Source organism: Labrys okinawensis, from assembly GCF_002982075.1.
Classification (GTDB): domain Bacteria; phylum Pseudomonadota; class Alphaproteobacteria; order Rhizobiales; family Labraceae; genus Labrys; species Labrys okinawensis_A.
The window spans coordinates 139,359-164,715 of record NZ_PUEJ01000014.1 but is presented as its reverse complement, the minus strand read 5'-3'; the positions used below and the strand labels follow the sequence as shown (position 1 = coordinate 164,715).

Here is a 25,357-nt window from a genome sequence, read left to right as displayed (position 1 = left end):
ATCTCCGGAGACTTGTTCTCCAGCGCCATCAGCGCAGAACCCTTGGTGATCGGAATGTCGTCGCCGGGGAACTCGTACTTCGACAGAAGCTCGCGAACCTCCAGCTCGACCAGCTCCAGAAGCTCCGGATCGTCGACCATGTCGACCTTGTTCAGGAACACCACCAGCGCCGGAACGCCGACCTGGCGCGCCAGAAGGATGTGCTCGCGCGTCTGCGGCATCGGGCCGTCAGCCGCCGAAACAACCAGGATCGCGCCGTCCATCTGCGCCGCGCCCGTGATCATGTTCTTCACATAGTCGGCGTGGCCGGGGCAGTCCACATGCGCATAGTGACGGTTCTTCGTCTCGTACTCCACATGCGCCGTCGAGATCGTGATGCCACGAGCCTTCTCTTCCGGAGCCTTGTCGATCTGGTCATACGCCGTGAACGTCGCACCGCCCGTCTCGGCAAGAACCTTCGTGATCGCCGCCGTCAGCGACGTCTTGCCATGGTCAACGTGACCAATCGTGCCGATGTTGCAGTGCGGCTTCGTGCGTTCAAATTTCTCTTTGGCCATAGCCCCGTTTCCAGCATTGGAGGATTGGGTATTTCGCCGGTGCGAAATATCGGGCGGCTCGATAGGGGTTTTTGCGCCGACGCGCAAGAAGAGAATGGAGCGCGAGGTTTGGGTGGCCCGAAATCCGACCGGAAGGGAATGGAGCGGGTGAAGGGAATCGAACCCTCGTATTCAGCTTGGAAGGCTGCTGCTCTACCATTGAGCTACACCCGCAAACCAAACACAGGGTTCTTTGGACGTTTGGTGGAGGGGGTTGGATTCGAACCAACGTAGGCTGAGCCAACGGATTTACAGTCCGTCCCCTTTAACCACTCGGGCACCCCTCCAAAACGTCCTTCCGCAACGCTGTGAAGCCGCTGCGAAATCGAAGCGGCCAAGTGGCGCGACCGCTTCGTTCAGAGGGCGCCGTTATGGTGAGGGGATCGGTGCCTGTCAACCCAAAAGGCGAAGATTGACGACGAGTTTTTGCACTTAATTACCGACGGGGCTTTTTTTGGCACGCCGGGCATGCCATGGGCAGTCTCCGGAACGGAGAAAAACATGAAGGACAGGGACCGCAGGGGCCATCGCGGCCACCATCGGGGCTATGCCGGCGAAGCAACGCCCGACACCGTGGTGATCTATGGCTGGCACCCGGTGCGCGAAGCGCTGCAGAACCCCAAGCGCAAGCTCAAGCGGCTGCTCGCCACCGAAAATGCCCTGAAAAGGCTCGCCGACGAGAAGGTCGAGACGCGAATCAAGGCCGAAACCGTCCGACCGGGCGACATCGACCGCCTGCTCACACCCGATTCGATTCACCAGGGGCTCTACCTGGAAGCGGCCCCTCTGCCCGCCCCCGCCTTCGGGGAACTCGGCGCCCAGGATATCGTGCTGGTGCTCGACCAGATCACCGATCCCCACAATGTCGGCGCCATCATCCGCTCGGCAGCCGCCTTCAAGGTGGCCGCCATCATCACCACCGAGCGCCATTCCCCCGCCGCCACCGGCGTGCTGGCCAAATCGGCCTCGGGCGGTCTCGAACATGTGCCGGTCATCTCCGTGCGCAATCTCGGCGATACGCTGGATGAAATGGGGGAAAGCGGCGTGACGCGAATCGGCCTCGATTCGGAAGGACCGGCGACATTGGAGGGCACGGCGTTCGGCGGACCGCTGGCGCTCGTACTCGGCGCCGAAGGCAAGGGCCTGCGTCAGCGCACACGCTCGCTCTGCGATGCCCTGGCCCGCCTCGACATGCCCGGCGCGATCAAGAGCCTGAACGTCTCGAACGCTGCGGCGCTCGCACTCTATGTGGCGAGGGCCAAAATACCGGCCTGATACCTTTCTGCGGTTTGCCTCGGGGCACCGCGAACCGCAAGCATCGAGGCGTTTCTATTTCGCGGGCTCGAAATCCATGCTTTCGAGATTGGGCCGCGGTACCGGCAGCGCTCTCGCCTCCTGGACCGGCTCCGGGCGCGGTTTCGGGGCAGCGGCGGGTGGCAGGGTCTTCGCCGGATCGATCTTCTTCGGCGCAGACAAGGCCGCACTGCGCGGCTTCGGCAGAGTCGGGCGCGGCAGGGTCTGCGGTGTTCCGACGACGTTGCGCGGCGGGCGAAGCGAACGCATCCCCGGTCCGCGCTCCTCCGGCAGGACGTCGTAGGGCTCTTCGATATCGGGCTCATAAACCGGCCCCCTCACCCAAGGGCGCGGATAGGCGGGGCGTGGATAAAAGCTGCGGGTCTCGTAGCCGCCCTCGTCCTCGCGATAAACAGTCCCCGGATGGTAAGGGCGCATGGGCGCCTCGAACTCGCTGCCCCAGCCCCCATCACCATAAAAGGGAGCGTCGCGCCAGCCCGCCTGGGCCTGCGTCAGGGGGATGGCGGCAAGAGAGAGCGCAATTGCCAGCAGGGAAACGGGACGGATGGTCACGGCATCATCCTCGAAAACTTCATCCGCCGCTCGTAGCCAATGACTTTGGCGGAATAAGGATTGGTTAACCCTTTTCTTGCCCCGTCACCAGACTCTCCAGAAGGACGCGCCGCCCCTCCGGCATGGCAAGGCCGCGCGGCGCAAAGACATCGCGCTCCAGGAAATACTGGGTCAGCCGCAAGGCATCCGCGATATCGCCAGCCGCGGGCATGCCGTCCTCGCCGCGCAGGAAGGCCGGCAAGCGCAACAACCGGTCATGCCAGGGGGCTCCGGCCTCCCGGCAAACCGCCCTGCCGCTCTTGGGGGAGACATAGATGAGGTCGTCCTGCCGGCCGGTAACGGCGCAGGTGGCCAGATCGAGGCCGAAGCCGAGGTCCGACAGGACCTCGAGTTCGAAGCGGGCGATCAGCGCCGGCGCCAAATCGGGCTCTCCCAGCACCTCGACGAGGTGGCCGAGCGCTTCGTGAAGGCCGGGATGCGGATCGCGTTCGGGCAGCAGGCGAACCAGTGCCGCCACATGCGTCATGGCGAACAGGGCCTGCCGGGAGGAGAGGAAGCGGGCGGCGTGCAATGTCAGCCCTTCGACGGCGAAATGGCCGAGATGACCTTCGATCCGGGCACGCCAGGTCAATTGCACCTCATTGCCGGGCTGCAGCACCGGCTGCAATGTCCGCGAGCGCCCTCCCCGCACCATGCCGAGATGACGGCCGTGGTCCCGGGTCATCGCCTCGAGGATCACGCTGGATTCGCCGTGGCGGCGCACGCCCAATATGTAACCGCTGTCGATCCATTCCATCGGACTGCCCGCCCTAACAAGGAGCGCATGGCGTGGAGTGTCGGCCTCCTGGCCGACACTCATAAAGGGAGCCCGCCTCAGGGCTTCTCCACCGGGAATTCCAGGCCCATTTCGCGATAGCGCTCGGGATCGTCAGACCAGTTTTCGCGCACCTTCACGAACAGGAACAGATGCACGGGCGCTTCGGCCATGGCCGCGATTTCCTTGCGGGCCGCCATGGAAATCGCCTTGATGGTTTCTCCGCCCTTGCCGATGACGATCTTCTTGTGCCCCTCGCGCGTGACATAGATCGTCTGCTCGATACGGGCCGAACCGTCCTTCATCGAGGTCCAGGCCGTGGTCTCCACCGTCGATTCGTAGGGCAGTTCGTCATGCAGGCGCAGGAACAGCTTCTCGCGCGTGATCTCGGCCGCCAGCGAGCGCAGGGGCGCATCGGAAATCTGGTCCTCGGGATAGAGCCAGGGCCCGGCGGGTATGATGGAGCCGAGATGCTTGGTGAGGTCCTCCACGCCGCTGCCGGTCAGCGCCGACACCATGAAGGTCTCGTCGAAAGGCAGCCGTGCGTTGACGGCCTGGGCAAGCTCCAGCAGTTTCTCGCGCTTCACCGCATCGATCTTGTTGAGGATGAGGATGCGCTTCTGCTTGGTGGCGGAGAGCTTTTCCAGGATCGCCTCATTGCCCTCGTCGAGCCCGCGCTGGGCGTCGACGAGCAGGCAGACGGCATCGGCATCGGCCGCGCCGCTCCAGGCGGTGGTTACCATGGCCCGGTCGAGCCGGCGCTTGGGCTGGAAGATGCCGGGCGTGTCGACGAAGATGATCTGCGCGTCACCGGTCATGGCGATACCGCGCACGATCGCGCGCGTCGTCTGGACCTTGTGGGTGACGATCGACAGCTTGGCGCCGACGATGGCGTTCATCAGCGTGGATTTTCCGGCGTTGGGGGCGCCGATCAGGGCGACGAAGCCGCATCTGGTGTTTGAGGTCTGGTTCATTTCAGCTTTCTAAAGCGTTTTGCCATTTGAGGGAATTATTTCAAATCGCAAGGACGCGTCGAAACATGGAGCTAGAGCAAAGTGAGGTTCGCAGAAACCGCACTTCGCTCTAGCAGACATTGACGTGCCGACATACGGCGTGATTGGCCGAGGCCGAGCAGCGGCCGGTTTATTCTTGGTTTTCCTAGGAGATCGACCGAGCCCAAGGCTTATGGAGGGAGCGGTCCGTCTGGAGGGAGCGGTCCGTCGACCCGATCAACCGTGGCGCCCCTCCAGGGAGATCCCCTCGCGTGCCATGAAGGCAGCAGCGGCGGCCTGCTCGGCCAGGCGCTTCGACTTGCCTTCGCCTTCGGCCGAGGTCAGCGTCTCGATATCGACGGCAATCACGAAGCGTGGATTGTGATCGGGCCCGGTGCGCGAGACCAGGCGATAGGTCGGAGCCTTCAGGGCACGGGCCTGGGCCCATTCCTGCAAGGCGGTCTTGGCATCGCTCGGTGGCCGGACCGGCGCATGGAGCCGTTCGCGCCAGGCCTTCTCGACCACGGCACGCGCCTTGTCGTAACCGGCATCCACGAAGACGCCGCCGATCAGGGCCTCGCAGACATCGCCCAGCGTGGTGACGCGCTTGCGTCCGCCCGAATGAGCCTCGCCCAGACCGAGCTTGACATGCGGACCAACCCCCCAGTCAGTGGCAACCGCGGCGCAGGTCTCCTTGCGCACGAGGTCGGAAAGCCGGCGCGACATGGCGCCTTCCTCGTCATCGGGAAAGGCGCGATAGAGCATGTCGGCAACCGCCAGGCCGAGCACGCGGTCACCCAGAAATTCGAGGCGCTGATAGCTCGCCAGCCGGCCCGGCCCGTCGAGGAAACTGATATGCGTCAACGCCCGCTCCAGAAGAGAACGATCGGCAAAGACATGGCCGAGCGCAGCTTCCAGTGTTTCGAGCGGGGGTTTCTTCTTCGAACTCATTGTATGATCTTAAACAGACGCATTTGTGCCTTGGCTGTCGAGAACAGGACCCGCCAGGGTTTGCCCACGAAATTCTCGAGCGGAATATAGCCGACACCGGCGAGATCACGCGAATCGTCGGAATTGTCGCGATTGTCGCCCATCACGAAGTAATGGCCGGCCGGGACGACATATTCATCGGTGTTGGGCAACACCATCACGATGTCGCCCACCAGCAGCGTCGGAATGTTGGAACCACTCGGCACGGAGAAATTGCGGCAAGAGGCGAGCAGCAGAACACCGCCGGCGAGCAGCACCCTGCCGTGGCAGCTCGCATGTGGCCGAATTCGGCGCAATATCCCGTCAGACGTGGTCCGATCGGCCATTATCGAATGAGCGAGAACAAACGGCTGCCGCGCACGGTCCACGGCCACTGCCAGAAGGCGAGCGGCGAGGCATCGTCGGCGACGGAGAAGAAGATGATCTGGCCCTTGCCGACGAAATTGTCGAGCGGCACATAGCCGACGGCGGCGAGGTCGCGCGAATCATCGGAATTGTCGCGATTGTCGCCCATCATGAAATAGTTGCCCGGCGGCACGACATATTCGTCGGTATTGTCGTAATACCCGGTATCGCCCTGAATCTCGATGACCTCGTGCTTCACGCCATTGGGCAGGGTCTCGATATATTTCGGCACTTCCTTGTCACGCCCGAACTCATCCTTGACCAGATAGCTGCCGGCCTGCTCGCGCTGAACCATGGTACCGTTGATGAACAGCCGGCCCTGGCGCATCTGGATGCGGTCACCGGGCAGACCGATGACTCGCTTGATGAAATCGGTCGAATTGTCCTTGGGCAGCTTGAAGACGGCGATGTCGCCGCGCTTGGGCCCCTCGCCCGCCCACAGGCGGCCCGATGGCAGGATGCTGGAGATCACCGGCACGGAGTAGCGCGACCAGCCATAGCTGTATTTCGAGACCATAACGTAATCGCCGACCAGCAGCGTCGGGATCAGCGAGCCGGACGGAATGTTGAACGGCTGGAACAGGGCCGTGCGGACCACCAGCGCGATGATGAGCGCGTGAATGATGATCTTGATGAGCTCGCCGATACCGCCATCTTTCGACGTTTTCTTGGCGGCGCCGCTGGTGTCGGGCGTCTTGTTCGGTTGGCTGGCCACGCTCATCGATCTTCCATCTTTGGAGGCGGTCCTCGGCGGGACCGGAGCCTCGAAACATTGCCCCGATCCAAGATCCCGCGAGAACCTTGAAATTACGCAAAGCTTCCGGAGCCGGCCCTGGGGCAAGCTCCGGAAGCTTTGTAACGAAACAACTCTGTTGCGGCTGCTATAGCCCCTGCGGATTGAGGGTGCAACGACAGAGCCTGCCGCCCGCGCGCGTGGTGAGGCATGTCACACACCGGATGAGAGCGGGGCCCGTCCTCGTCTGGCGCCGTACCATGCCTGACGAAACGCCCGGTGGCATCGATCATTCGCCGGAATGACCTTCGTCACAAACAGCACGATTTCGGCAATTGCACGGCGGCGCGCCACCTTTCCACTCAAGCGCGCAGTCGGGCCTCGATCACCACGAAAGCCTGCGCCAGTGGATGCTCGTCGGTCAGGCTGAGATGAAGATGGGCCTCATGCGCCTCGGGCAGCATGCCGCCGAGGCACCGCAAGGCCGCGCCGCTCAGCCGCAATTCGGGCCGGCCGCTCTCGGCATTGAGAATTTCCATATCGTGCCAGTGAATGCCCGCCCTACCGTTGATGCCGGTTCCCAGTGCCTTGGAGCAGGCCTCTTTGGCGGCGAAGCGCTTGGCCAGCGTACCGGCCTTGTCGGCACGGCCGGCCGCCTTGGCGCGTTCGCCTTCGGTGAAGCAACGCCGTTCGAAGCGCTCGCCGAAGCGGGCGAGTGCATCCTCGATTCGGCGGATGTCGCAGAGATCGCTGCCGATGCCGATAATCATCCGGCACGGCTCCGGCCAGCCGCCATCGCCGCCTTGACGGTGCGGATGCTCTCGGCGAGCCCGACGAAAATCGCCTCTCCGATTAGGAAATGCCCGGTATTGAACTCGGCGAATTCGGGCACCGCAGCCAAGGTTTCCGAAGTCTCGAAATCAAGCCCGTGCCCGGCATGCACTTCGAGGCCGAGGCCGGCAGCGATGGATGCGCCGAGCTTCAGGCGCTCGAACTCGGCGGCAGCGTGACCGGTCTCGCCCGAGGCGACGGCTTCGCACCATGTCCCCGTATGCAATTCCACGATATCGGCTCCCAGAGCGGCGCAAGCCTCCAGCACCGCCCTGTCCGGCTCGACGAAGAGGGAGACACGGATGCCGCCTCCCCTGAGCCGCGGGATCGCCGCTCGCAGGTTGGCCTCGGCCGACCTGACGTCCAGCCCGCCCTCGGTGGTCCGCTCCTCGCGCTTCTCCGGCACCAGGCAGACGGCATGGGGCTTCACATCAAGCGCGATCGCAAGCATCTCGTCGGTCACCGCCATCTCGAAATTCAGCGGCGCCTTCACCTCCGCCCGGATGCGCCGGATGTCGGCATCACGGATATGGCGGCGATCCTCACGCAGATGGGCGGTGATGCCGTCTGCGCCAGCCTCGACCGCCAGATGGGCGGCGCGGACGGGATCCGGCCACAGGCCGCCGCGCGCATTGCGCACCGTGGCGACATGGTCGACATTGACGCCGAGGCGGAGGGCCCTGGGCAGAACGGCTTCGCTCATGTTCAGGCCTGTCCTGCAAGAGCGCGGCTGCCGGGCTTGACGGCCGGCAGGCCGGCCAGTTCGGGGGGCAGCTTGTCGGCTTCGAAGGTCGGGATGTCCAGGGTCGCCAGCGCCACCAGGGGCTTGCCGAGCTCCGCCTTGCCGCCCGAGCGGTCGATCAGGCAGGCCGCGCCCACGATTTCGCCGGGCTGGTCGGCAATGGAGGCCAGGCATTCTCGCGAGGACAGGCCGGTGGTGATGATGTCCTCCACCATGACCACGCGCGCGCCCTTGGGAATGGCGAAGCCGCGCCGAAGCTGGAACTGGCCGTTCTCGCGTTCCACGAACACCGTCTTGGCGCCGAGGGCGCGCGCGGTCTCGTAACCCGGCACGATGCCGCCCACGGCCGGCGACACCACCATGTCGATGGGCCCGTAGGCGGCGCGGATGCGCTCGGCCAGGGCCCGGCAAAGGCGCTCGGTGCGCGGGGGATCCATGAAGACGAGATTCTTCTGCAGATAGACCGCCGAATGGCGCCCCGATGTCAGGATGAAATGTCCTTCGAGCAATGCTCCCGCCGCCCGGAACTCCGCCAGCACCTCATCCTGCGTCATCATCATCTCCTAATTTTTCCGGTTGTACGGGCTACGCTTCCGGGACGTGCAGATCAATGGCCGACACCGGTCGGAGGGAGAAAATTTCATGAAATGCCGACCCGGTGTCCCGCCCTTGGGCTGACGGGAGCTTCAAAGGCGGCTTTGCGATTTCCGGAGAGTTCGTCTAATCGCTACACGGTTTAGCCGCCGACTTCCCGTTGTTGCCCAGATACGGAGTGCGAGTGCCGTGAGAACATTGATCTTCTGCCTCGCGCTGCTGCTCGCCGGATGCACGATCGGCGACGGCGGCCTCCGGCCGCTCTTTTCGATGGGCTCGTCGGAACAGGCTTTCGTCGAGCGCTACGGCAAGCCCGATTTTCGCTCTGAGGAAGGAGGCGCCATCCGCCTGGTCTATCTCGGCAATCGTCTCGACTTCCGCCAGCGTGGCGACACCCCGCCCCTTCCGGTGGTCGAGCAGAAACGCATGCTAGCGCGATATGGCCTCGCCTATGATCGCAGTTGCGCCGTCCTCGTCAGCCTGATGTTCGGTCGGGTGATCGGGATGACCAGCATCGGCGGACAATGCAGCTGACGCCGTCGCACGCGCTTGCAGCGCGGACATCCTGTCCGCCTCTCCGCTTATCGGAAAGAAAGAGGCGGCCATCGCGACATGAACGCATGTCGCCGGGATGTCCGCGCTCCCGGCGTTAGATGACGCGCTGCACCTCGCTCACGACCTTGCGGGCACGCAGGCCGTCGATGATGGCGAGCAGGTGCTTGAGGTCGTAGACCTCGAGATCGATGATCATCTCCGTCATGTCGAAGGAGCGGCGCTGCATGGCGAGATTGTCGATATTGCCGTCTGTCTCGGCAATCACCTGGGCGATCTGGGCAAGCGTGCCGGGTTCGTTGATCGAAACCACCTGGATCCGGGCGGGATAGCGCTCGGCGCGCGCCGCCTCCAGATCCCAGCGCACGTCCAGCCAGAGCTCTGGCCTGTCCTCGAAATCGGCCAGCGCCTGCGACTGGATCGGATAGATGGTGATCGCCTCGCCCGGCGTGAGGATGGCCACGATGCGATCCCCAGGCACCGCCCCGCCCTCGGCAAAGCGTACCGGCAGATCGCCCATCAGGCCGCGTACGGGAATGGCGGCCTTGGCAGGATCGCCGCCGCCCGGAAGCTTGAAGCGCAGGTTTTGGCCACCCTGCAGGCCGAACCAGGTCTCGTCGAGCCCGGCGGCGGCATGGCTCGACTGTTCGAGCTTGAAGTCCGGGAACACTGCCCGCACCACGTCCTGCGACCGCATTTCGCCGCGACCGACGGCGGTGAGCACGTCGTCCACGCTCTTGCGGGCCAGCCGCTTGAGCGCGCCCTGCAGGGCGTCCGGGCTATAGGTCTTCTCCAGCCGTTCGAAGGCGCGCTCAATGATGCGTTGGCCAAGCCCCGCATATTGGGCACGGACGGCCGAGCGGGTAGCACGGCGAATGGCGGCCCGCGCCCGCCCGGTCACCACCAGCGTTTCCCAGGCCGCAGGCGGTGTCTGCTGTTTGGCGGTGATGATGGCGACCTCGTCGCCATTATAGAGTTCGGAGACCAGGGGGGTGGTGCGGCCATTGACGCGGCAGCCCACCGCCGTATTGCCGACATCGGTGTGCACGGCATAGGCGAAATCGATGGCGTTGGCACCGCGCGGCAGGGTGATCAGCTTGCCCTTCGGCGTAAAGCAGAACACCTGGTCCTGGAACAGTTCGAGCTTGGTGTGCTCGAGGAATTCTTCCGGATTGTCGCCCTCGGCCAGCATTGCCATGGTCCGGCGCAGCCAGGCGAAGGCCCGGCTCTCCCCTTCCAGGCGCAGGCTGTCGCCGGCCTTGTTCTCCTTGTAGAGGGCGTGGGCGGCGATGCCGAACTCGGCGATGCGATGCATCTCCTCGGTACGGATCTGCAATTCGACGCGCTGATGGCCCGGACCGATCACCGTGGTGTGCAGCGAGCGATAGTCGTTCTGCTTGGGCGTGGAGATGTAGTCCTTGAAGCGGCCCGGCACGAGCGGCCATTTGGTATGAACGAGGCCGAGTGCGCGGTAACAATCCTCCACCTTGTTCACCAATACGCGAAAGGCGAAGATATCGGAAAGCTGCTCGAAGGCGACCTGCTTCTGCTCGGTCTTCTTGAAGATCGAATAGGGCCGCTTTTCACGCCCTTTGACCGTCGCCTCGATGCCGCGCTCCTGCAGCCGCTCGCGCAGATCGTTCTCGATCTCCGCAATCAGCGCGCCATTGCGGCGTTTCAAGCCTTCAAGGCGGCGGACGATAGTTTCGTAATGGGCCGGCTGCAATTCGTGGAAGGAGAGGTCCTCCAACTCCTCGCGCATGTCCTGCATGCCCATGCGCCCGGCAAGCGGGGCGTAGATGTCGAGCGTCTCCTGGGCAATCCGGGCGCGCTTCTCGGCTCTCATGAAATTGAGGGTGCGCATATTGTGCAGGCGGTCGGCCAGCTTGACGAGAAGGACACGCACATCCTCGACGATGGCCAGCAGAAGCTTGCGCAGATTTTCCGCCTGCTTGGCTTCCTTGGAAACCAGATCGAGCTTCTTGATCTTGGTCAGCCCGTCGACGAGCGCGGCAATCTCCTTGCCGAAGCGGCGTTCGATCTCGCCGCGCGTGGCATCGGTGTCCTCGATGGTGTCATGCAGCAGGGCGGCCGCGATGGTGGCATCGTCGAGCTTGAGATCGGTGAGAAGCGAAGCCACCTGCAGAGGGTGGGAAAAATAGGGATCACCGGAGGCGCGAAACTGGGCACCATGCTTTTGCATGGCGTAGACATAGGCGGCGTTGAGAAGATCCTCGTTCACGGCCGGGTTGTAGGCCCGCACCTTGTCCACGAGTTCATATTGCCGCATCAGGCGAAATGGCGCCGTCACTCACAGTCTCCCGCCGGCAGCGTTGCCGCGCCCGGCTCACCTCGTTACCGCGCTTCGGTCGAACCGAAGCATTACGCTATTCAATACGGGTGCAGCGCAAAAGAAAAGCGGGCCGGTGGTGCCGGCCCGCTGAAATCGCCTGGGAGGAAGCGGAGAGCTTATTCCTCGTCGTCCGAGCCGTTGTTGGCCGGCGGCACCAGCCCTTCCAGACCGCGCAGCAGGTCTTCTTCCGACATGCGGTCGAAGGCGACATTGTCGTCGGAATCGCCGGCGGTGAGAGCGGCCGGATCCGATTCGGGCTCGTCCACCTCGACATATTTCTGCATCGAGTGGATCAGGTCTTCCTTGAGGTCATCCGGGGTCAGGGTTTCATCCGCGATCTCGCGCAGAGCCACCACCGGGTTTTTGTCACGATCGCGATCGACCGTCAGCGCCGCACCGCCAGCGATCATGCGGGCGCGATGGCTGGCCAGCAGAACCAGCTCGAAGCGGTTCTCGACCTTGTCGATGCAATCTTCCACCGTGACGCGGGCCATGGCGACGCCTTTCTGTACCGTGTTTTGGGATCAAGCGCGCCAACTACACCGTCAGCCAAGTTTGTGCAACCCCAAAAGGCCGATCCGTGATATCCTCCCACCTTCGAGGCGACGAGATTGACCGCAAGTTCTACCTCATTCGACTTATATATCGAGGCTGTTCGTCTCGATATTGCAATAATCCTGTAAACACTCTCATTGGAAAACACTCAATCTAACGACAATGCTGACAACCTTGACATTCTATACCGCGATAGGCACAAGCTGAATGTATCGGGCCTAAACTTGCCGTTGCTGCCGTTCCGCTGGGATTACACAGAGAGCCCCTTCTCGATGTTGCCCTTGGGATTAATTCTAGACTGTAATTTAGACCGATTTCAATCGCCTCAGATCAAACCGAGCATCAGCAGAACGAACCTCAACTGGCAGAAGAATGAACAACACCCAGGAACGCATCGCTCTCTTTATTGACGGCGCCAATCTTTACGCAACGGCGAAAAGCTTGGGGTTTGATATCGACTACCGGAAAATGCTCAAGGAGTACCACAGCCGCGGCTATCTGGTGCGAGCGTTCTATTATACCGCCCTGGTGGAGGACCAGGAGTATTCGTCGATCCGCCCGCTGATCGACTGGCTGGATTATAATGGCTACGCCGTCGTCACCAAGCCGACCAAGGAATTCGTCGATTCCACCGGCCGCCGCAAGGTGAAGGGCAATATGGACATCGAGCTCGCTATCGATGCCATGGAATTGGCCGACCACATTTCCCACATGATCCTGTTTTCCGGCGACGGTGATTTCCGCTCCCTGGTCGAAGCCATGCAGCGCAAGGGAGTGCGCGTTTCCGTGGTCTCCACCATTTCGACACAGCCACCGATGGTCGCCGACGAGTTGCGCCGCCAGGCGGACGAGTTCGTTGACCTCGTCACCCTTCAAAGCAAGATTGGCCGTGATCCTTCCGAACGTGCGGTGCGTGGACAGGCCGGCGGAAGTTTCCCGGCCGGTCCCGCGCCGACGCGCCAGCCTCCCCAGCAGGGCTTCGCAGGCCAGACCCCGGGCTTCATGTCGGCGAGTCCAACCGGCCAATCCGACGATCAGTAGGCCAAGAACATTGCCTCGTGCGCTCGGCCTTCTCTCTTGGCAGATCCCGCATGGGCGGCTGCGTCAGCGCCGCTGTCTCGTTCCGGGGCCCGAGTGTTTTGCGATTTGACGGAATCGGCAACAACCGCAAAGACGCTCTGGCCAATCCATTGGATTGGCTTGGAAACAGGGAGCTGGAGCAAGCTGCGTTCTCTTCAACACGCCCCTTGCTCGAGTAATCGATGATCGCCAATCAATTCCAAGAACCTGGGCGCGACTGCCCGCTCTGCGAACGGCTCGTCGCCTTCCGTCTGCAGGCACGCGCCAGGCATCCCGATTGGCACAACGCGCCGGTTCCCAGCTTCGGTCCCGCTGCTGCCCGGCTGCTGATCGCTGGACTAGCGCCGGGGCTCCAGGGCGCCAACCGCACAGGAAGGCCTTTTACGGGCGATTGGGCCGGCGACCTGCTTTACGAAACATTGGGCGATTTCGGCTTTGCCACCGGCATTTATGACGAGCGGCCCGATGACGGCCTCGAACTCGTCGACTGCCGCATCACCAATGCCGTGCGCTGCGTGCCGCCCGAGAACAAGCCGACCGGCAGCGAAATCGCCACCTGCCGCCCCTTCCTGGCCAATACGATCGAGGAAATGGCAAACCTCAAGGTTGTCCTGGCGCTCGGCAAGATCGGGCATGACAGCGTGGTCACGGCCCTCGGCCGCAAGCCCGCCCACTTTCCCTTTGCCCATCACGCGCAGCACCAGATCGGCGAGCTGACGCTCGTCGACAGCTATCACTGCTCTCGCTACAACACCAATACGGGCCGCCTGACCACGCCGATGTTCCGAGCTGTCTTCGAGACGATCCGCGCCATTCTCGAACGTTGAGCGCATCCTCGGGACGATCAGCCTTTATCGCGCAGCAGGCGCCCCTTTTCACGCTGCCAGTCCCGTTTCTTCTCGGTCTCGCGCTTGTCGCCGAGGCTCTTGCCGCGGGCGAGCGCGAGTTCGATCTTGGCCCTGCCCTGCTCGTTGAAATAGAGCTTGGTCGGCACGATGGTCAGGCCGTCACGCTGCACGGCACCGATCAGCTTGTTGATCTGGCGTTTGTGCAAAAGCAGTTTGCGTGGACGCTTACGCTCATGGTTGAAGCGATTGGCCTGGAGATATTCGGGAATGTCCGCGTTGAAGAGCAGCAGTTCCTCGCCGGAAGGCCCGGCATAGGATTCGCCGATCGTCGCCTTGCCGAGGCGCAGGGATTTCACTTCGGTACCGGCCAGCACGATCCCGGCCTCGAAGGTGTCGAGCAACTCATAGTTGAACCGAGCCTTGCGGTTGTCGGCAACCAGCTTGCGAGCACCGTCCTTCTTGTCCGCCACGTATCACCCAAAGAGAGCCTTCGAGCGAAATGCTCGAAAATGGGCTCTACCTTCTTGTTTTGGAAGCGTTTTCCGGGACGAGCCCACAGTCCGTCCTTTTGGACGGAGAGGGCCGGCCTCCTCCGCTTCGATGTTTCAATTCAGCAGTCCGGCATGCACCATCGCCTGCCGGATCTGGGCACGCGCCGCGTCCGTCACCGGCACCAGCGGCAGGCGCACCTCTTCCTTCAGGCGCCCGAGCATGGCCAGGCCGCATTTGGCCCCGGCGAGTCCCGGCTCCAGGAAGGTCGCACCATGAAGTGGGATCAGGCGGTCCTGAATTTCAAGGGCCGAGGCATAATCTCCGCGCAGCGTCGCCTCCTGCAAATCCGCACACAGCCGCGGCGCGATATTGGAGACCACCGAGATGCAGCCCTGGCCACCGGCTGCATTGAAGGCGAGAGCCGTCATGTCCTCGCCTGAGAGCTGAATGAAATCCGGCCCGAGTTGCTGGCGCTGCTGGGATACGCGAGCGAGATTGCCGGTGGCATCCTTCACCCCGACGATGTTCTTGAGCTCATAGAGGCGCTTCATCGTCTCTACCGACATGTCGACCACCGAACGCGGCGGGATGTTGTAGATGAAGATCGGAATGCCGATTGCGTCGTTGACAGCCTTGAAGTGCTGGTAGAGTCCTTCCTGCGTCGGCTTGTTGTAATAGGGCGTTACCACCAGCACGGCATCCGCCCCGGCCTTTTCGGCATGGCGCGCCAGATCGATGGCCTCGACGGTATTGTTGGAACCGGCACCGGCAATCACGGGAACGCGGCCATTGGCCTGGGAAATGCAGATCTCCACTGCCCTGTGATGCTCGGCGTGGCTGAGCGTCGGGCTCTCGCCGGTGGTGCCTACCGGCACCAGGCCGCTGGTGCCTTCGGCGATCTGCCAGTCGATCAGGTCACGAAAACCTTTCTCATCGATGGCGCCGTCGCGGAACGGCGTCACCAAGGCGGTGAGCGACCCTCTGAACTTTGCCTTCGACATCATCTCAACTCCACGATCCCTGGGGCAAGGCGCGTTTCGGCGAAAACGCACTCTGCTCTAACTTCTGGTTCGACGCACTTTTGCAATTCGGGGTGATTCCACCAGATCGCAAAAAGCTTTGCCGGACGGCTGCCTCGGTGATCTCAGCCGGGCGCCAGACATATACGAGCCACCCGGTCACGAAAAGAGCATGGACAGCGATTTGCGGCCGAAAGCCCCCCATTTCAACGGGATGATCTTCGCATCGCTCTGGTTAATGGAATGAGTCAGGCTCGCATTGCCACTTTTTAAGGCAGCAGCCGCGAATCCGCCGCCTTCGGGCCTTGAAAATCACCTTTTCCTCGTGCCTCACTGATGGCGAGAATGCGGCATTCCAACGTCGTCATTCACGCTTCGTCAATCAGAGGACGCGACAATCGCCGAACTGGGTCACCTGGATTGGCGTGGCGGCAATGCTCTTGCGGTTCATGACGGGTACATCCCTCTTCGTTGCGGTGCTGACCGGCGCACTCGCCGCCCCGGTCACGCGGCCTGGCGATGCCACCCTCAAGCATCCGGCACGCACCGTCGCCCTGCGCACCGATGCCGTCGCCCCGGCCGATTCAGCTCGCCCCGATACCGAAATCACCGGTTCGATCCTCGTTCCGCCGCCGCTGGTGAATCAGCTCGACATCCTGCGCCAGGCGATCGCCGCCTATGAGAGCAGCGACCGTTCAGGCGGCGACAGCCTCGCCCGCTCTCTCACCGATCCGGCCAGCCAGGCCGCGGCAGAGTGGATCGCCATCCGCAGCGCCGCGCGCCATATCGGGCTCGCCCGAATCAAAGCCTTCCTCGCTGCCTATCCGAGCTGGCCCGGCAACGGCTTGATCCGGCGGCGTGGGGAAGAGGCACTCTACAATGAGGGAGCGGATGCCGACACCGTGCGCGCCTTCTTCGCCTCGTCCCAGCCGGAGACCGATGAGGGCAAGGTCGCCCTCGCCGCCGTATTGCAGCGCGACGGCAACCCGGACCGAGCTGCCGCCCTCATTCGCGATGCCTATCGCAACGACAGCCTGTCCGGTCAGCTCGAGGGCGATATCCTGCGGGACTACGGGGCTTTGCTCTCGCCGGCCGATCACAAATATCGCGCCGATCGCCTGATCTATGATGGCAATTATGATGATGGCTTGCGTGTCGCCGCCCGGGCCGGCCCGGAGGTGGTGACGCTTGCCAAGCAGCGCATTGCCGTGGCCCGACAAGCCAGGAACGCCGGCGCCCTGCTGGCCGCCAATGTTTCGAACGATCCGGCCTATGTCTTCGCCCGTGTCGTCTATCTCCGGCGCCAGAAAAAGCCGCGGGATGCCGCCGCCCTGTTGCTGAAGGCCCCGCGCGACGCCGTCGCACTCGTGCGCCCCGACCAATGGTGGACGGAACGGCGCCTGGTGGCGCGGGCCCTGCTCGACCAGGGTGATGCGCGCACCGCCTATGCCGTGGCTGCCGGCTTTACGGCCGAGAGCGACACCACCCGCATGGAAGCCGAGTTCCATTGCGGCTGGATCGCGCTGCGCTTTCTGAACGATCCCCGGGCCGCCGCCCGGCATTTCGCCAATCTAAGCGCCGATTCCCAGCGGCCGATTTCGGTCGCGCGCGGCGCTTACTGGCAGGGCCGCGCTGCCGAAGCGGCCGGGGACAAGGCCGGGGCGACCGGGTTCTACCAGGCGGCCGCGCGCTATCCCATCACCTATTACGGCCAGATCGCCCGGGCTCGCCTGGGGCTGCGGACGCTCGACCTCAACGCCCTGCCCGAGGCCACGCCCGCCAGCCGTGCGGCCTTCGACGAGCTTCCGGCGGTACGGGCCATCAACCAACTCTACACACTCGGCAAGCGCGACTATGCCCGCATTCTTGTCACCGACATGGGACGGCAACTCCAGGACAGCCAGCAGCTGGCCCTGCTCGGCCAGATTGCTCTCGACAATCAGGACACCAAGACGGCACTCACCGTGGGCAAATCGGCCACGCAGCGCGGCCTGCCGCTCGATGCGATCGCCTTTCCGATCGGCGCCATTCCCGGCTTCGAGAGTTCGGGCAATGTCGAACGCGCCGTCGTCTACGGCATCGCCCGGCAAGAAAGCGAATTCGGCCATGAAGTCATCAGCACCGCCGGTGCGCGCGGCCTGATGCAGGTGATGCCCTCGACCGCAAAGGCGACCGCACGCCTGGCCGGTATCGCCTTCGATGCCAGGAAGCTGACCAGCGATCCCGTCTACAATGCCCGCCTGGGCGAGGCGCATCTGGGCGATCTGATCGGCCGCTTCCGCGGCTCCTATGTCATGACCTTCGCCGCCTACAATGCCGGCCCCGGCAAGGTTGCCGAATGGGTCAAGGCCTATGGCGACCCGCGCGATCCGAAGGTCGATCCGATCGACTGGGTGGAGCGCATTCCCTATACGGAGACGCGCAACTACGTGCAGCGCGTGCTGGAAAACGTGCAGGTCTACCGCTCACGCCTCGATACCAAGAGCTCCTTGCTGATCGAGGCCGATCTCCGCGGCAAAAGCCGGTGATACCCAGAGGCGCCTTTCGCCAAACTCTTGACTTTAGATCGAAAATTGCGAAGCGGCCAAGTCTCGGGCGCGTCGGCATCTTCGGGACTTGGAGCAGGCTCCCGGCTCAGAATGTCCGGCGAACGCGCAGCACGCCGGTCCAGCCTCGAATGTCCTCTTCATAGGGAAAGAAGTCCTGTCCGCCCTTGGCCCGATAGGATGAATAAAACCCCTCGATGCCGAAGGAGAGACCGCGCGTAACCGTGTAGACAGCGTTGCCGCCTGCAACCCATCCCCTTACATCCGGGGCCGCCGGATTGACATAGTCCCGCGTGGTCGCTGCGCTGTAATCGAGATAGGAACCGAGCAGGTTCACGGTGAGCGCCGGCGTGACGTTGACACCCATTTCGCCGGTAACGGTCCAGCCACGGCCGAGATCCTTGCGCCGGCTGAAATTCTCATAGGCCGCATCGACCTGCTGCCAGCCAAGGTAAGAGGAAGCACCATCGGCGTAGGTCCCCTCCACCGCGATGTGGGCCCCGGAGCGGATCGGCAGGTTGAGAGCGAATGCCCCACCGACGGCATAACCATAGTCGGAACCACCGATCTGCGGTGGACCGGGATAGCGGATCTGGTGGGCGGCGCCGAAAACGGCCAGGGTGCCCCAATCGCGGTCCAGACGGAGATTGCCGACGATGTCGGGCATTGCGGTTCCACCCGCCGGGCGTCGCGGCTCGGGAAAACCGAAGAAGTTCAGCACATCGCTGCGCGTGCCGCGGGCATCCTCGAGCGATAATGTCGCCGAAAAACCGCCGCCGAATTCCTGTGTATAGGCGATCAGATTGGTGGTGGCGGCATAGCCGAAATAGGGCTGCAGGAGATCATTGCCGTAGTCGAGGTCGTAGATGCCGAAGAAACTATGGGCATAGCCTGCCGTCAGGCCGCCAAACTGCAGAAAGGCCTTGTCGACCACGAATTCCGTCCTCGCGGCCGGACCGACATAGGCATCGATCAGGAAGAAGGAGCGCAGCAGGCCATAATCGGTGTTGGTACGGGCATCAAAACCGATCTGGCCGCGCGTGACGAAGCCGGTGAAGTCATCCTCACGGGTTCTCTGGCGAGTGACGACATAGTCGGCCCGCACTTCACCGCTGATCTTCACGCAGGTATCGCTGCCTGGCAGTTGCCAGAAACCCACACCCATCTCGACGCAGGCCTGAAGGTAGCTCTCCGGAGCTTCTTTGCTGACCGGCAAATCCTGCGCATGGGCCGCACCAGCCCCCAAGATTGCGCCGGCAATGCCGACCACCGCTGCCTTCATCGTTCTTCCCCAAGGTGACGGCCCGTCCCCAGCCGCACAACCTCCAGCTGCAGAGTGCGGCAAAAGCCGGGGCAACTCAATGAAATGCCGCAGGTCGTGCCGCCATGGGCCGACTATTCAGGCAACGCGTTGCCAAAAGAGCACGCCGCAACGTAAAGACGATTCTGCCTGAAATAGCGTTAGAAGGTCGTGACGCGGTATGATCAATTCTCCGCCGCGCACGAAGAAGTCGTTTCGTTTATCTGGAACGCTCGCTACGCTAGGAGCAAGGTACTATCCTGCTAGAGGTCTGCGAATGTCGACGTCTTTTCAAGTCAGCCGTGAGCGTGCCGTCGCTCTGCATCGCAATGGACATGTCGACCAGGCGATTTCGGCCTATCTGGAACTTCTGAAGCAGCAGCCCGACAGCGCCGATCTTCTCGGCCTTCTCGGCGTCGCCAAGGAACATGGCGGAGCCCCCGAAGAAGCCGAACGCCTACTGCGCTTGAGTCTGCAGGATCGGACAACAGTTCCCCTCGCTTACCGAAATCTCAACAATCTGCTTGGTCTCCTAATTGAATCTGGCCGACAGGAAGAAGCAAAGTCAGCCGCCGAGGCCTATTCACCAGACGTCTGGCCCCCGGGACGCGTCCCGGACACCGTCGAGCACGATATCATTGTCAGCCTCGTCAGCGCCCTCAAAGATGTCGGCCTTGCCGATTTGGCTCTCGCAATCGGTCTCCCCCACCTGTCCACAATGGGAAAGGATGTCGAATTTGCCATGTCGATCGCCGACCTGCTCCACGCTGCTGGCCGCGATGATGATGCCTTTGCCGTGTTGGATCGAGATTTCGGTCCAGGAGAAGAGCTACCCAACCTGCATGCGGTTCGCGCCGCACTTGCCTACAAGCGCAATGATTTAGCCGCGTGCAGACAGAGCAGTCACCGTTTTGCCGTAAGCATGCCGATCCTGCTATCCGAGTCCACCTCCTCGCAGCAATTCGTGCTTGCTGTCTTCAACCGCTCGCCTGAATTAGTCACCGATTTTCGGGAGCCTCATAACCATCATTACAGTAGTAACTTCCCTTCGCAGCTGGTAAAGGCCTTCGCTGATCGTTTCCGCTTCATGTCCGTCCTGGCAGATTCTCCTACGGCCGTCGATGCGCTACGTGGCATGCCGCGCCCGGCGCTGGCCCTGAACAATGTCGTCAATGCCGAACAATTGATGGTGGAAGACACGCTGCAGCGTGTCAGCGCCTTCGAGGACAGCCTTGGCGTCAAAGTGATTAATCATCCCAAGCTTGCCGTCCAGGCAACCCGCCAGAAGAATTCGGACCGTTTCGCCGACATACCGGGCATCGTTTTTCCGAAAGTCTACCGCTACCACAGCGACAAGGATCAGAGGCTAGCGTTGATCGAGGAGATTGAGAGCCGTTGTGGCTATCCAGTCATCATTCGCACCGTCTTCCAGCAAATGGGTGTAGGAACCCAGCTGGTCGGTGATCGACAGAGCCTTCGTGAAGCTTTGGACAAACTTGAAGGTTTTCAATTTTACGCAATCACCTACCTCCCAACTTGCCAGAGCGACGGAAAGTTCCGCTCATTACGTGCAGCATTCATCAATAAGCAGCCTCTTATCATACGCGCCGACTACAGCGACCATTGGAATGTGCGAGCGCGCCGAAATCCGCAGCGGCAGGATTTCTATCGGAAAAATCCCCATCTGCTGGACAAAGCTAATCGCATAGTGCTCGATCCCGAATACGAACTGGGCAGCAATCTCTATGACAAGATTAAAATCGTTGCCGAAATAATGCCTCTTGAAATCTTTGGGGTAGATTTCGACCTCGCCGAGGACGGGAATCTAATAATTTTCGAAACGAACGCCACGATGAATTTACTGTCGACATCACCAAAGGAGTTGGAATACCCGCCTCAGATCGAAAAAAAATTACGTCAAATACTTGAGAAATTTCTTATTAGTCAAATAGCCAGATAGCTCAAAATGCTTTGTTGGCTCAGAATCTCTTTTCTATATCCCCTCGGCTCTTTATTCCAGCGGCATACGTCACAAAAAAAGCCCGGCATTTGCCGGGCTTTCGAAATCTCAATTCCCAGAGGAATTAGAAGACGCGCTTCAAACGAACACCGGCCTGCCAGATGTTGCCCTTACCGCGAGGCAGGACGGTCTCTTCGCCAATAGAGAGACCTTGGCCATTATCAACATGCGTATAAGCAACTTCGGCGCTAACCGACAATCCCTTCACGATCGTGTAGGCCATGTTTGCAGCGATAGTATATTCTTTGATCTTGAGGCTGCCGCCATCAATATAAGCACGATCATATTTGGTGTCGAGGTAGCTAGCCACCAAGTTTGCGTTCAAGACAGGCGTGATGTTCCCGCCGAGTTCGGCAACGATTGACCAGCCCTTACCACCCTTGAAGCGGTTGGTGTTGTCGATAAAGAAGTCCTGCCCACCATTCACGCTGTTTCCGACACCAAGGTAGTCGAGAGCGCCGTTGGCGTACTGTCCTTCAACGACGAAATGACCATTGTCGATGAACGGCAGTTTGATCAAACCGGATGCGCCGACAGCCCAACCATACTTGTTCGAGCGCGGAAGGATATCGTCACCATTCTCATCAACGCCAGTACGATACTGGTGTCCAGCAGCCTGAACCGCGACAGCACCCCAGCTCTGATCTAAGCGAAGCTGACCGACAACATCTGGAACCTGCTGCCCACCCTGAAAGTTAGTCAAAGCATTCGCGCGATGATCGCGACCATCTTCAATTGACAGCGTGGCGCTGAACCCACCACCAAACTGAGCGGTGTAGGCGATCAAGTTGACAGTGTTACTCTCAGCGTAATAAGGGGCCCAGATAGTGTCACCCCAGTCATTATCATAGAACCCGAAGAACGAATGGGCATAACCAGCCGTCAAGCCGCCGAATTGGATGAAGGCCTTGTCGATGCTGAAGGTGTTGGAATTGTACGTGCTGTCACGCGGGCCACCAATCTTGTGGGAGTCAGCGTTGATCTGGAAATAAGAACGCAACAATCCCCAATCCGTCTCGGTGCGGGCATCAAACCAGATGCGTGCCTGCGTATTGAAAGCCGAACGATTGTCGCCGCGGTTAAACTGGTAGTTCTTGCTACCACCGAAGACGCGGTAGTCGGCGCGGATTTCACCGCCGATCTTGAGGCAGGTGTCGCTGCCAGGGATGTAGAAGAAGCCGGGACCGAAAGCCGAGCAGACCTTCACATATTCAACGGCTTCGCCCTTGGTCATGGGCAGATCGGCAGCCTGGGCAGTGCCGATGGCGGCAATACCAGCAGCGGCGCCGAGGAGAAGGGACTTCATCGTCATTAGATGACCTCCAAGACAGTTATTATTTGATCGAAAGCGCCGCTTGGTGCTCCGACCGACTCGCGAGACCCCGATCACACGTTTAACTTGCAATCTGGACACGACCCATCGAGTGAATCGTTGTCATGACATTGCTTCACTGCCTCTGGTTGTACAATAGCGATTGCGCCCGACAACCCAGGGTCGCGGCATTTTGGCAAAGCTGTGTAGCAAAAAGGACACACGCAGTATTTTCGCCACAATTGAGTCGAGTTTGGGCGAAAATCCCGGTTTTCCGAGCCATCTTCCGTACGAATGACATAATTTTGCAGGACAGAGTGAGGACTCTGGTGAGGCGATCGGACATGACGCCTCCCAATGTTCGAGGGAAGTGAAACCGCTGCGCGTCGTTTCGAGATGGCCACTCCAGTCGATTTCGCCCTGGCGAAAGCATCGATCCGGAAGCAAAGGCGCCGAATTGTCCAACTCCGCGCGAGCGGGGCTGACGTACGATTCGGGCGAATCTCATTCGCGGGAATGGTGTCTCAACGCACCCCTCCTCGAACACAATACAGCAGATTCCGGACCGCCCATCCCATCCGGCGCTATTCACGCCATCGAATATTGAACTCCGGTCCTAGTGATGATGAACGGAATAGGCGCGAGTGAGGGGTGTGGCCAAAAAATGCAGCAGCCGGCTTGTACTGCAAGAACGCCCCGGTGATACCGGCCGTGCCAATCGGGCTGGAAACCCCTCGCCGCCTACAGCCCCCGACGCTTTACCCACAAGGCCCGGGAAATGGCTGAGGCCTACGATAAAGGCTGATAGCATTTCACATGCCGGCCAGCTTAGAATAGTCGATGACCTACAACTCAGGAGGCGATAGTAGTGTCTCCCATAAAGAAAGGCCCGGCTTTCGCCGGGCCTCTCCTTAATGATTCGAACTGAATGATCAGAACTGGCGCGTGATACGCATGCCGGCCAGCCAGTTGTCGTACTTGGTTCGTGCACGACCGTCGATGTCGGTGAAAGTATGTTCGAGCTTGCCGTGGGTCCAACCGACCTCTCCGGCCACCTTCAGCCCCTTGACGATCGTGTAAGTCAGGTTGCCGCTGATGCTGTACTCCTTGATGCCCGCGTCAGCACCGGGGTTGTACCGGTCGAACGAAGTGTCAATGTAGCTGGCAACTAGAACGGCCTGCAGCTGAGGCGTAATGTGCCCGCCCAATTCACCGGTGATCGACCAGCCTTTGCCGGAATCGAGCCGGCCAGCGTCATTTACGAAACGATCAGACTGCGCGACGAAAGTGTTGTAAGCGCCAAGATAATCCAAGGCACCGTCAGCATACTGACCTTCGACGACGAACCAGCCATCGATAGCGGGAATTTTGATCAAACCAGTGGCACCGACGGCATAGCCATATTTGCTGCTGCGGCGAACATTCACGACGTTGCCATCAGCATCCACGTAGTTCTCACCTGTGCGAGACTGATGCCCCGCCGCCTGCACCGCGAGCGAGCCCCAGGACTGATCCCAACGAACCTGACCGACGATGTCCGGAACCTGCTGCCCACCGTCCCTCACAAACGGATAGATAACATCATCGTTTGCAGTGACACGATGGTCGCGGCCGTCTTCGATTGACAATGTGGCGCTGAAGCCGCCGCCAAACTGGGCGGTATAGGCGAGCAGGTTAACGGTCTTGCTCTGAGCGTAGTAATTGCCTTCAAGGGTGTCGCCATATTCGTTGTCATAGAAGCCGAAGAACGAATGGGCGTAACCAGCAGTCAGGCCACCGAACTGGATGAAGGCCTTATCGATGGTGAAGTCGTTCCGCGCGCCGTCACCGCCACCACGGCCCCTCAGCCGGTTGGAGTCGGCGTTGATCTGGAAGTAGGAACGCAGCAGCCCCCATTCGGTCTCGGTACGGGCATCGAACCAGACGCGGGCCTGGGTGTCGAAAGCCGAACGATTGTCGTTACGATTAAAGCCCGTGCCGCCGAAAGCATAGTACTTGGCGCGGATTTCACCGCCGATCTTCAGGCAGGTGTCGGTGCCAGGGATGTAGAAGAAGCCCGGGCCGAAGGCCGAGCAGACCTTCACATATTCAACGGCTTCGCCCTTGGTCATGGGCAGATCGGCGGCCTGGGCAGCGCCGATGGCGGCGATACCGGCGGCTGCGCCGAGAAGAACTGATTTCATCGTCATGAGATGACCTCCAAGACATTTTTACTCGGCCGGAAACTTGACCTCTCCGACCGGCTCGCGAGACCCCGGCCCCAACCTCTGGCGGCGGCCCGGAGACGACCCATTGCGTGAATCGTTGAAAGTGACAGTGCGGCAGTCGCCGTCATTCCACAACGTGAAAACGACCAAATCCCAGGCACTCACACCGTTTTGCCCAATACATGTCACCCAAAAGACACAACTTTCACCGTACAGCGGGGTCGCAGTATGGATAAATCAATCAAAAGTTGTGCTTTTCTTACTCAATCAACCTGAGGAAGCGACTGCGTATCTCATAAATTTGCCCAATTTAGGACAAATTCGTTGCACGTATAAGTTTGGTTGCTATAATTGATCGAGCCTATACTTAAAGTTACAAGAAATCCCATTCGCACGTTTAGCGAGTATCGAACAGGGAAAGGCCAAAATGGCAGGATTGCGTCGCAGTCCCGCCGATGTCGCGCCCGATCCACCACATGACATTCATCGGAGTGAGTTTCGCGGGAGCGC

22 protein-coding genes, 2 tRNA genes and 1 pseudogene are annotated in these 25,357 nt (G+C 61.1%); 6 read left to right on the top strand and 19 right to left on the bottom strand.

All coding sequences use genetic code 11. From position 1 onward, the window contains the following. From C5L14_RS28005 to C5L14_RS27995, 3 genes are all read right to left on the bottom strand, one after another. On the bottom strand, positions 1-557 hold a 557-nt coding region (locus C5L14_RS28005), incomplete at its 3' end, for a GTP-binding protein (protein WP_146127041.1). Positions 558-696: 139 nt separating this feature from the next. Beyond that, positions 697-770 (bottom strand) — tRNA-Gly (locus tag C5L14_RS28000). Positions 771-798: 28 nt separating this feature from the next. Beyond that, a tRNA-Tyr gene (locus C5L14_RS27995) sits at positions 799-883 on the bottom strand. Positions 884-1,097: 214 nt separating this feature from the next. Here C5L14_RS27995 and C5L14_RS27990 point away from each other — a divergent pair. Further along, entirely contained in the window at positions 1,098-1,871 is a 774-nt protein-coding gene (locus C5L14_RS27990) for a TrmH family RNA methyltransferase (protein WP_105865340.1), read from the top strand. A gap of 54 nt (positions 1,872-1,925) precedes the next feature. On the opposite strand, the gene C5L14_RS27985 is transcribed toward C5L14_RS27990, so the two are convergent. From C5L14_RS27985 to pyrE, 9 genes and pseudogenes are all read right to left on the bottom strand, one after another. After that, positions 1,926-2,462, bottom strand: a complete 537-nt coding sequence (locus C5L14_RS27985) for a hypothetical protein (protein ID WP_105865339.1) — start codon at positions 2,460-2,462, stop codon at positions 1,926-1,928. Between the two features lie 64 nt (positions 2,463-2,526). Further along, positions 2,527-3,258 (bottom strand): DNA repair protein RecO, encoded by a 732-nt coding sequence (gene recO / locus C5L14_RS27980; RefSeq protein ID WP_105865338.1) that lies wholly within the window; start codon positions 3,256-3,258, stop codon positions 2,527-2,529. A 77-nt stretch (positions 3,259-3,335) separates the two neighbouring features. After that, complete coding sequence (era, locus tag C5L14_RS27975) at positions 3,336-4,250, bottom strand: GTPase Era (protein WP_105865337.1); 915 nt, start codon at positions 4,248-4,250, stop codon at positions 3,336-3,338. A 255-nt stretch (positions 4,251-4,505) separates the two neighbouring features. Further along, a complete protein-coding gene (rnc, locus tag C5L14_RS27970) occupies positions 4,506-5,219 on the bottom strand; it encodes a ribonuclease III (RefSeq protein ID WP_105865336.1) in 714 nt (237 codons plus the stop codon). A 61-nt stretch (positions 5,220-5,280) separates the two neighbouring features. Continuing rightward, positions 5,281-5,407 (bottom strand): annotated as a pseudogene (lepB, locus tag C5L14_RS30780) (signal peptidase I); the annotation flags it as partial. Between the two features lie 176 nt (positions 5,408-5,583). Further along, positions 5,584-6,384 carry a signal peptidase I gene (gene lepB / locus C5L14_RS27960; protein WP_105865335.1) on the bottom strand — a complete coding sequence of 267 codons (801 nt, stop codon included), beginning with the start codon at positions 6,382-6,384 and terminating at the stop codon, positions 5,584-5,586. 374 nt (positions 6,385-6,758) lie between these two features. Continuing rightward, positions 6,759-7,166 carry a holo-ACP synthase gene (gene acpS / locus C5L14_RS27955; protein ID WP_105865334.1) on the bottom strand — a complete coding sequence of 136 codons (408 nt, stop codon included), beginning with the start codon at positions 7,164-7,166 and terminating at the stop codon, positions 6,759-6,761. Further along, the gene (locus tag C5L14_RS27950) at positions 7,163-7,930 is read right to left on the bottom strand and encodes a pyridoxine 5'-phosphate synthase (RefSeq protein WP_105865333.1); all 768 of its coding nucleotides are present in this window, start codon (positions 7,928-7,930) and stop codon (positions 7,163-7,165) included. The genes acpS and C5L14_RS27950 overlap by 4 nt, the downstream gene beginning before the upstream one ends. A 2-nt stretch (positions 7,931-7,932) precedes the next feature. Next, positions 7,933-8,523 carry an orotate phosphoribosyltransferase gene (pyrE, locus tag C5L14_RS27945; protein ID WP_105865354.1) on the bottom strand — a complete coding sequence of 197 codons (591 nt, stop codon included), beginning with the start codon at positions 8,521-8,523 and terminating at the stop codon, positions 7,933-7,935. A 229-nt stretch (positions 8,524-8,752) separates the two neighbouring features. On the opposite strand from pyrE, the gene C5L14_RS27940 reads away from it, so the two are divergent. Beyond that, a complete protein-coding gene (locus C5L14_RS27940; protein WP_146127039.1) occupies positions 8,753-9,097 on the top strand; it encodes a hypothetical protein in 345 nt (114 codons plus the stop codon). A 115-nt stretch (positions 9,098-9,212) separates the two neighbouring features. Here the strand turns inward: C5L14_RS27940 and C5L14_RS27935 are convergent, their stop codons facing one another. Both C5L14_RS27935 and rpoZ read right to left on the bottom strand, forming a co-directional pair. Then, on the bottom strand, positions 9,213-11,405 hold the full coding sequence (locus C5L14_RS27935) for a RelA/SpoT family protein (RefSeq protein WP_105865331.1): 2,193 nt from the start codon (positions 11,403-11,405) through the stop codon (positions 9,213-9,215). A gap of 179 nt (positions 11,406-11,584) precedes the next feature. After that, entirely contained in the window at positions 11,585-11,962 is a 378-nt protein-coding gene (rpoZ, locus tag C5L14_RS27930; protein WP_068287631.1) for a DNA-directed RNA polymerase subunit omega, read from the bottom strand. A gap of 433 nt (positions 11,963-12,395) precedes the next feature. Here rpoZ and C5L14_RS27925 point away from each other — a divergent pair, with 433 nt between their 5' ends. Together C5L14_RS27925 and C5L14_RS27920 are read left to right on the top strand one after the other, a co-directional pair. Continuing rightward, the gene (locus C5L14_RS27925; protein ID WP_105865330.1) at positions 12,396-13,064 is read left to right on the top strand and encodes an NYN domain-containing protein; all 669 of its coding nucleotides are present in this window, start codon (positions 12,396-12,398) and stop codon (positions 13,062-13,064) included. 221 nt (positions 13,065-13,285) lie between these two features. After that, complete coding sequence (locus tag C5L14_RS27920) at positions 13,286-13,930, top strand: uracil-DNA glycosylase (RefSeq protein WP_105865329.1); 645 nt, start codon at positions 13,286-13,288, stop codon at positions 13,928-13,930. A 17-nt stretch (positions 13,931-13,947) separates the two neighbouring features. Here C5L14_RS27920 and smpB read toward each other — a convergent pair whose 3' ends face one another. Both smpB and dapA read right to left on the bottom strand, forming a co-directional pair. Further along, positions 13,948-14,421: an SsrA-binding protein SmpB gene (gene smpB, locus C5L14_RS27915; protein ID WP_105865328.1), complete on the bottom strand. Its 474-nt coding sequence runs from the start codon at positions 14,419-14,421 to the stop codon at positions 13,948-13,950. A gap of 135 nt (positions 14,422-14,556) precedes the next feature. Then, on the bottom strand, positions 14,557-15,447 hold the full coding sequence (dapA, locus tag C5L14_RS27910) for a 4-hydroxy-tetrahydrodipicolinate synthase (RefSeq protein ID WP_105865327.1): 891 nt from the start codon (positions 15,445-15,447) through the stop codon (positions 14,557-14,559). A 464-nt stretch (positions 15,448-15,911) separates the two neighbouring features. On the opposite strand from dapA, the gene C5L14_RS27905 reads away from it, so the two are divergent. Continuing rightward, positions 15,912-17,990: a lytic transglycosylase domain-containing protein gene (locus C5L14_RS27905; protein WP_181161363.1), complete on the top strand. Its 2,079-nt coding sequence runs from the start codon at positions 15,912-15,914 to the stop codon at positions 17,988-17,990. Between the two features lie 106 nt (positions 17,991-18,096). Here the strand turns inward: C5L14_RS27905 and C5L14_RS27900 are convergent, their stop codons facing one another. Continuing rightward, positions 18,097-19,290 (bottom strand): porin, encoded by a 1,194-nt coding sequence (locus C5L14_RS27900; protein WP_105865325.1) that lies wholly within the window; start codon positions 19,288-19,290, stop codon positions 18,097-18,099. 295 nt (positions 19,291-19,585) lie between these two features. On the opposite strand from C5L14_RS27900, the gene C5L14_RS27895 reads away from it, so the two are divergent. Continuing rightward, complete coding sequence (locus tag C5L14_RS27895; RefSeq protein WP_181161362.1) at positions 19,586-21,268, top strand: tetratricopeptide repeat protein; 1,683 nt, start codon at positions 19,586-19,588, stop codon at positions 21,266-21,268. A gap of 124 nt (positions 21,269-21,392) precedes the next feature. On the opposite strand, the gene C5L14_RS27890 is transcribed toward C5L14_RS27895, so the two are convergent. Both C5L14_RS27890 and C5L14_RS27885 read right to left on the bottom strand, forming a co-directional pair. Beyond that, positions 21,393-22,640: a porin gene (locus C5L14_RS27890; protein ID WP_105865323.1), complete on the bottom strand. Its 1,248-nt coding sequence runs from the start codon at positions 22,638-22,640 to the stop codon at positions 21,393-21,395. Positions 22,641-23,572: 932 nt separating this feature from the next. Continuing rightward, positions 23,573-24,829 (bottom strand): porin, encoded by a 1,257-nt coding sequence (locus C5L14_RS27885; protein ID WP_105865322.1) that lies wholly within the window; start codon positions 24,827-24,829, stop codon positions 23,573-23,575. Between the last annotated feature and the right edge of the window lie 528 nt (positions 24,830-25,357).

Coding starts and splice junctions, on each gene's coding strand:
- acpS (WP_105865334.1), bottom strand. CDS start 7,166: ATGATTATCGGCATCGGCAGCGATCTCTGCGACATCCGCCGAATCGAG.
- C5L14_RS27920 (WP_105865329.1), top strand. CDS start 13,286: ATGATCGCCAATCAATTCCAAGAACCTGGGCGCGACTGCCCGCTCTGC.
- lepB (WP_105865335.1), bottom strand. CDS start 6,384: ATGAGCGTGGCCAGCCAACCGAACAAGACGCCCGACACCAGCGGCGCC.
- pyrE (WP_105865354.1), bottom strand. CDS start 8,523: ATGACGCAGGATGAGGTGCTGGCGGAGTTCCGGGCGGCGGGAGCATTG.
- C5L14_RS27895 (WP_181161362.1), top strand. CDS start 19,586: ATGTCGACGTCTTTTCAAGTCAGCCGTGAGCGTGCCGTCGCTCTGCAT.
- rnc (WP_105865336.1), bottom strand. CDS start 5,219: ATGAGTTCGAAGAAGAAACCCCCGCTCGAAACACTGGAAGCTGCGCTC.
- C5L14_RS27925 (WP_105865330.1), top strand. CDS start 12,396: ATGAACAACACCCAGGAACGCATCGCTCTCTTTATTGACGGCGCCAAT.
- era (WP_105865337.1), bottom strand. CDS start 4,250: ATGAACCAGACCTCAAACACCAGATGCGGCTTCGTCGCCCTGATCGGC.
- rpoZ (WP_068287631.1), bottom strand. CDS start 11,962: ATGGCCCGCGTCACGGTGGAAGATTGCATCGACAAGGTCGAGAACCGC.
- dapA (WP_105865327.1), bottom strand. CDS start 15,447: ATGATGTCGAAGGCAAAGTTCAGAGGGTCGCTCACCGCCTTGGTGACG.
- C5L14_RS27990 (WP_105865340.1), top strand. CDS start 1,098: ATGAAGGACAGGGACCGCAGGGGCCATCGCGGCCACCATCGGGGCTAT.
- C5L14_RS27905 (WP_181161363.1), top strand. CDS start 15,912: ATGACGGGTACATCCCTCTTCGTTGCGGTGCTGACCGGCGCACTCGCC.
- C5L14_RS27935 (WP_105865331.1), bottom strand. CDS start 11,405: ATGCGGCAATATGAACTCGTGGACAAGGTGCGGGCCTACAACCCGGCC.
- C5L14_RS27885 (WP_105865322.1), bottom strand. CDS start 24,829: ATGACGATGAAATCAGTTCTTCTCGGCGCAGCCGCCGGTATCGCCGCC.
- C5L14_RS27890 (WP_105865323.1), bottom strand. CDS start 22,640: ATGACGATGAAGTCCCTTCTCCTCGGCGCCGCTGCTGGTATTGCCGCC.
- recO (WP_105865338.1), bottom strand. CDS start 3,258: ATGGAATGGATCGACAGCGGTTACATATTGGGCGTGCGCCGCCACGGC.
- C5L14_RS27900 (WP_105865325.1), bottom strand. CDS start 19,290: ATGAAGGCAGCGGTGGTCGGCATTGCCGGCGCAATCTTGGGGGCTGGT.
- C5L14_RS27950 (WP_105865333.1), bottom strand. CDS start 7,930: ATGAGCGAAGCCGTTCTGCCCAGGGCCCTCCGCCTCGGCGTCAATGTC.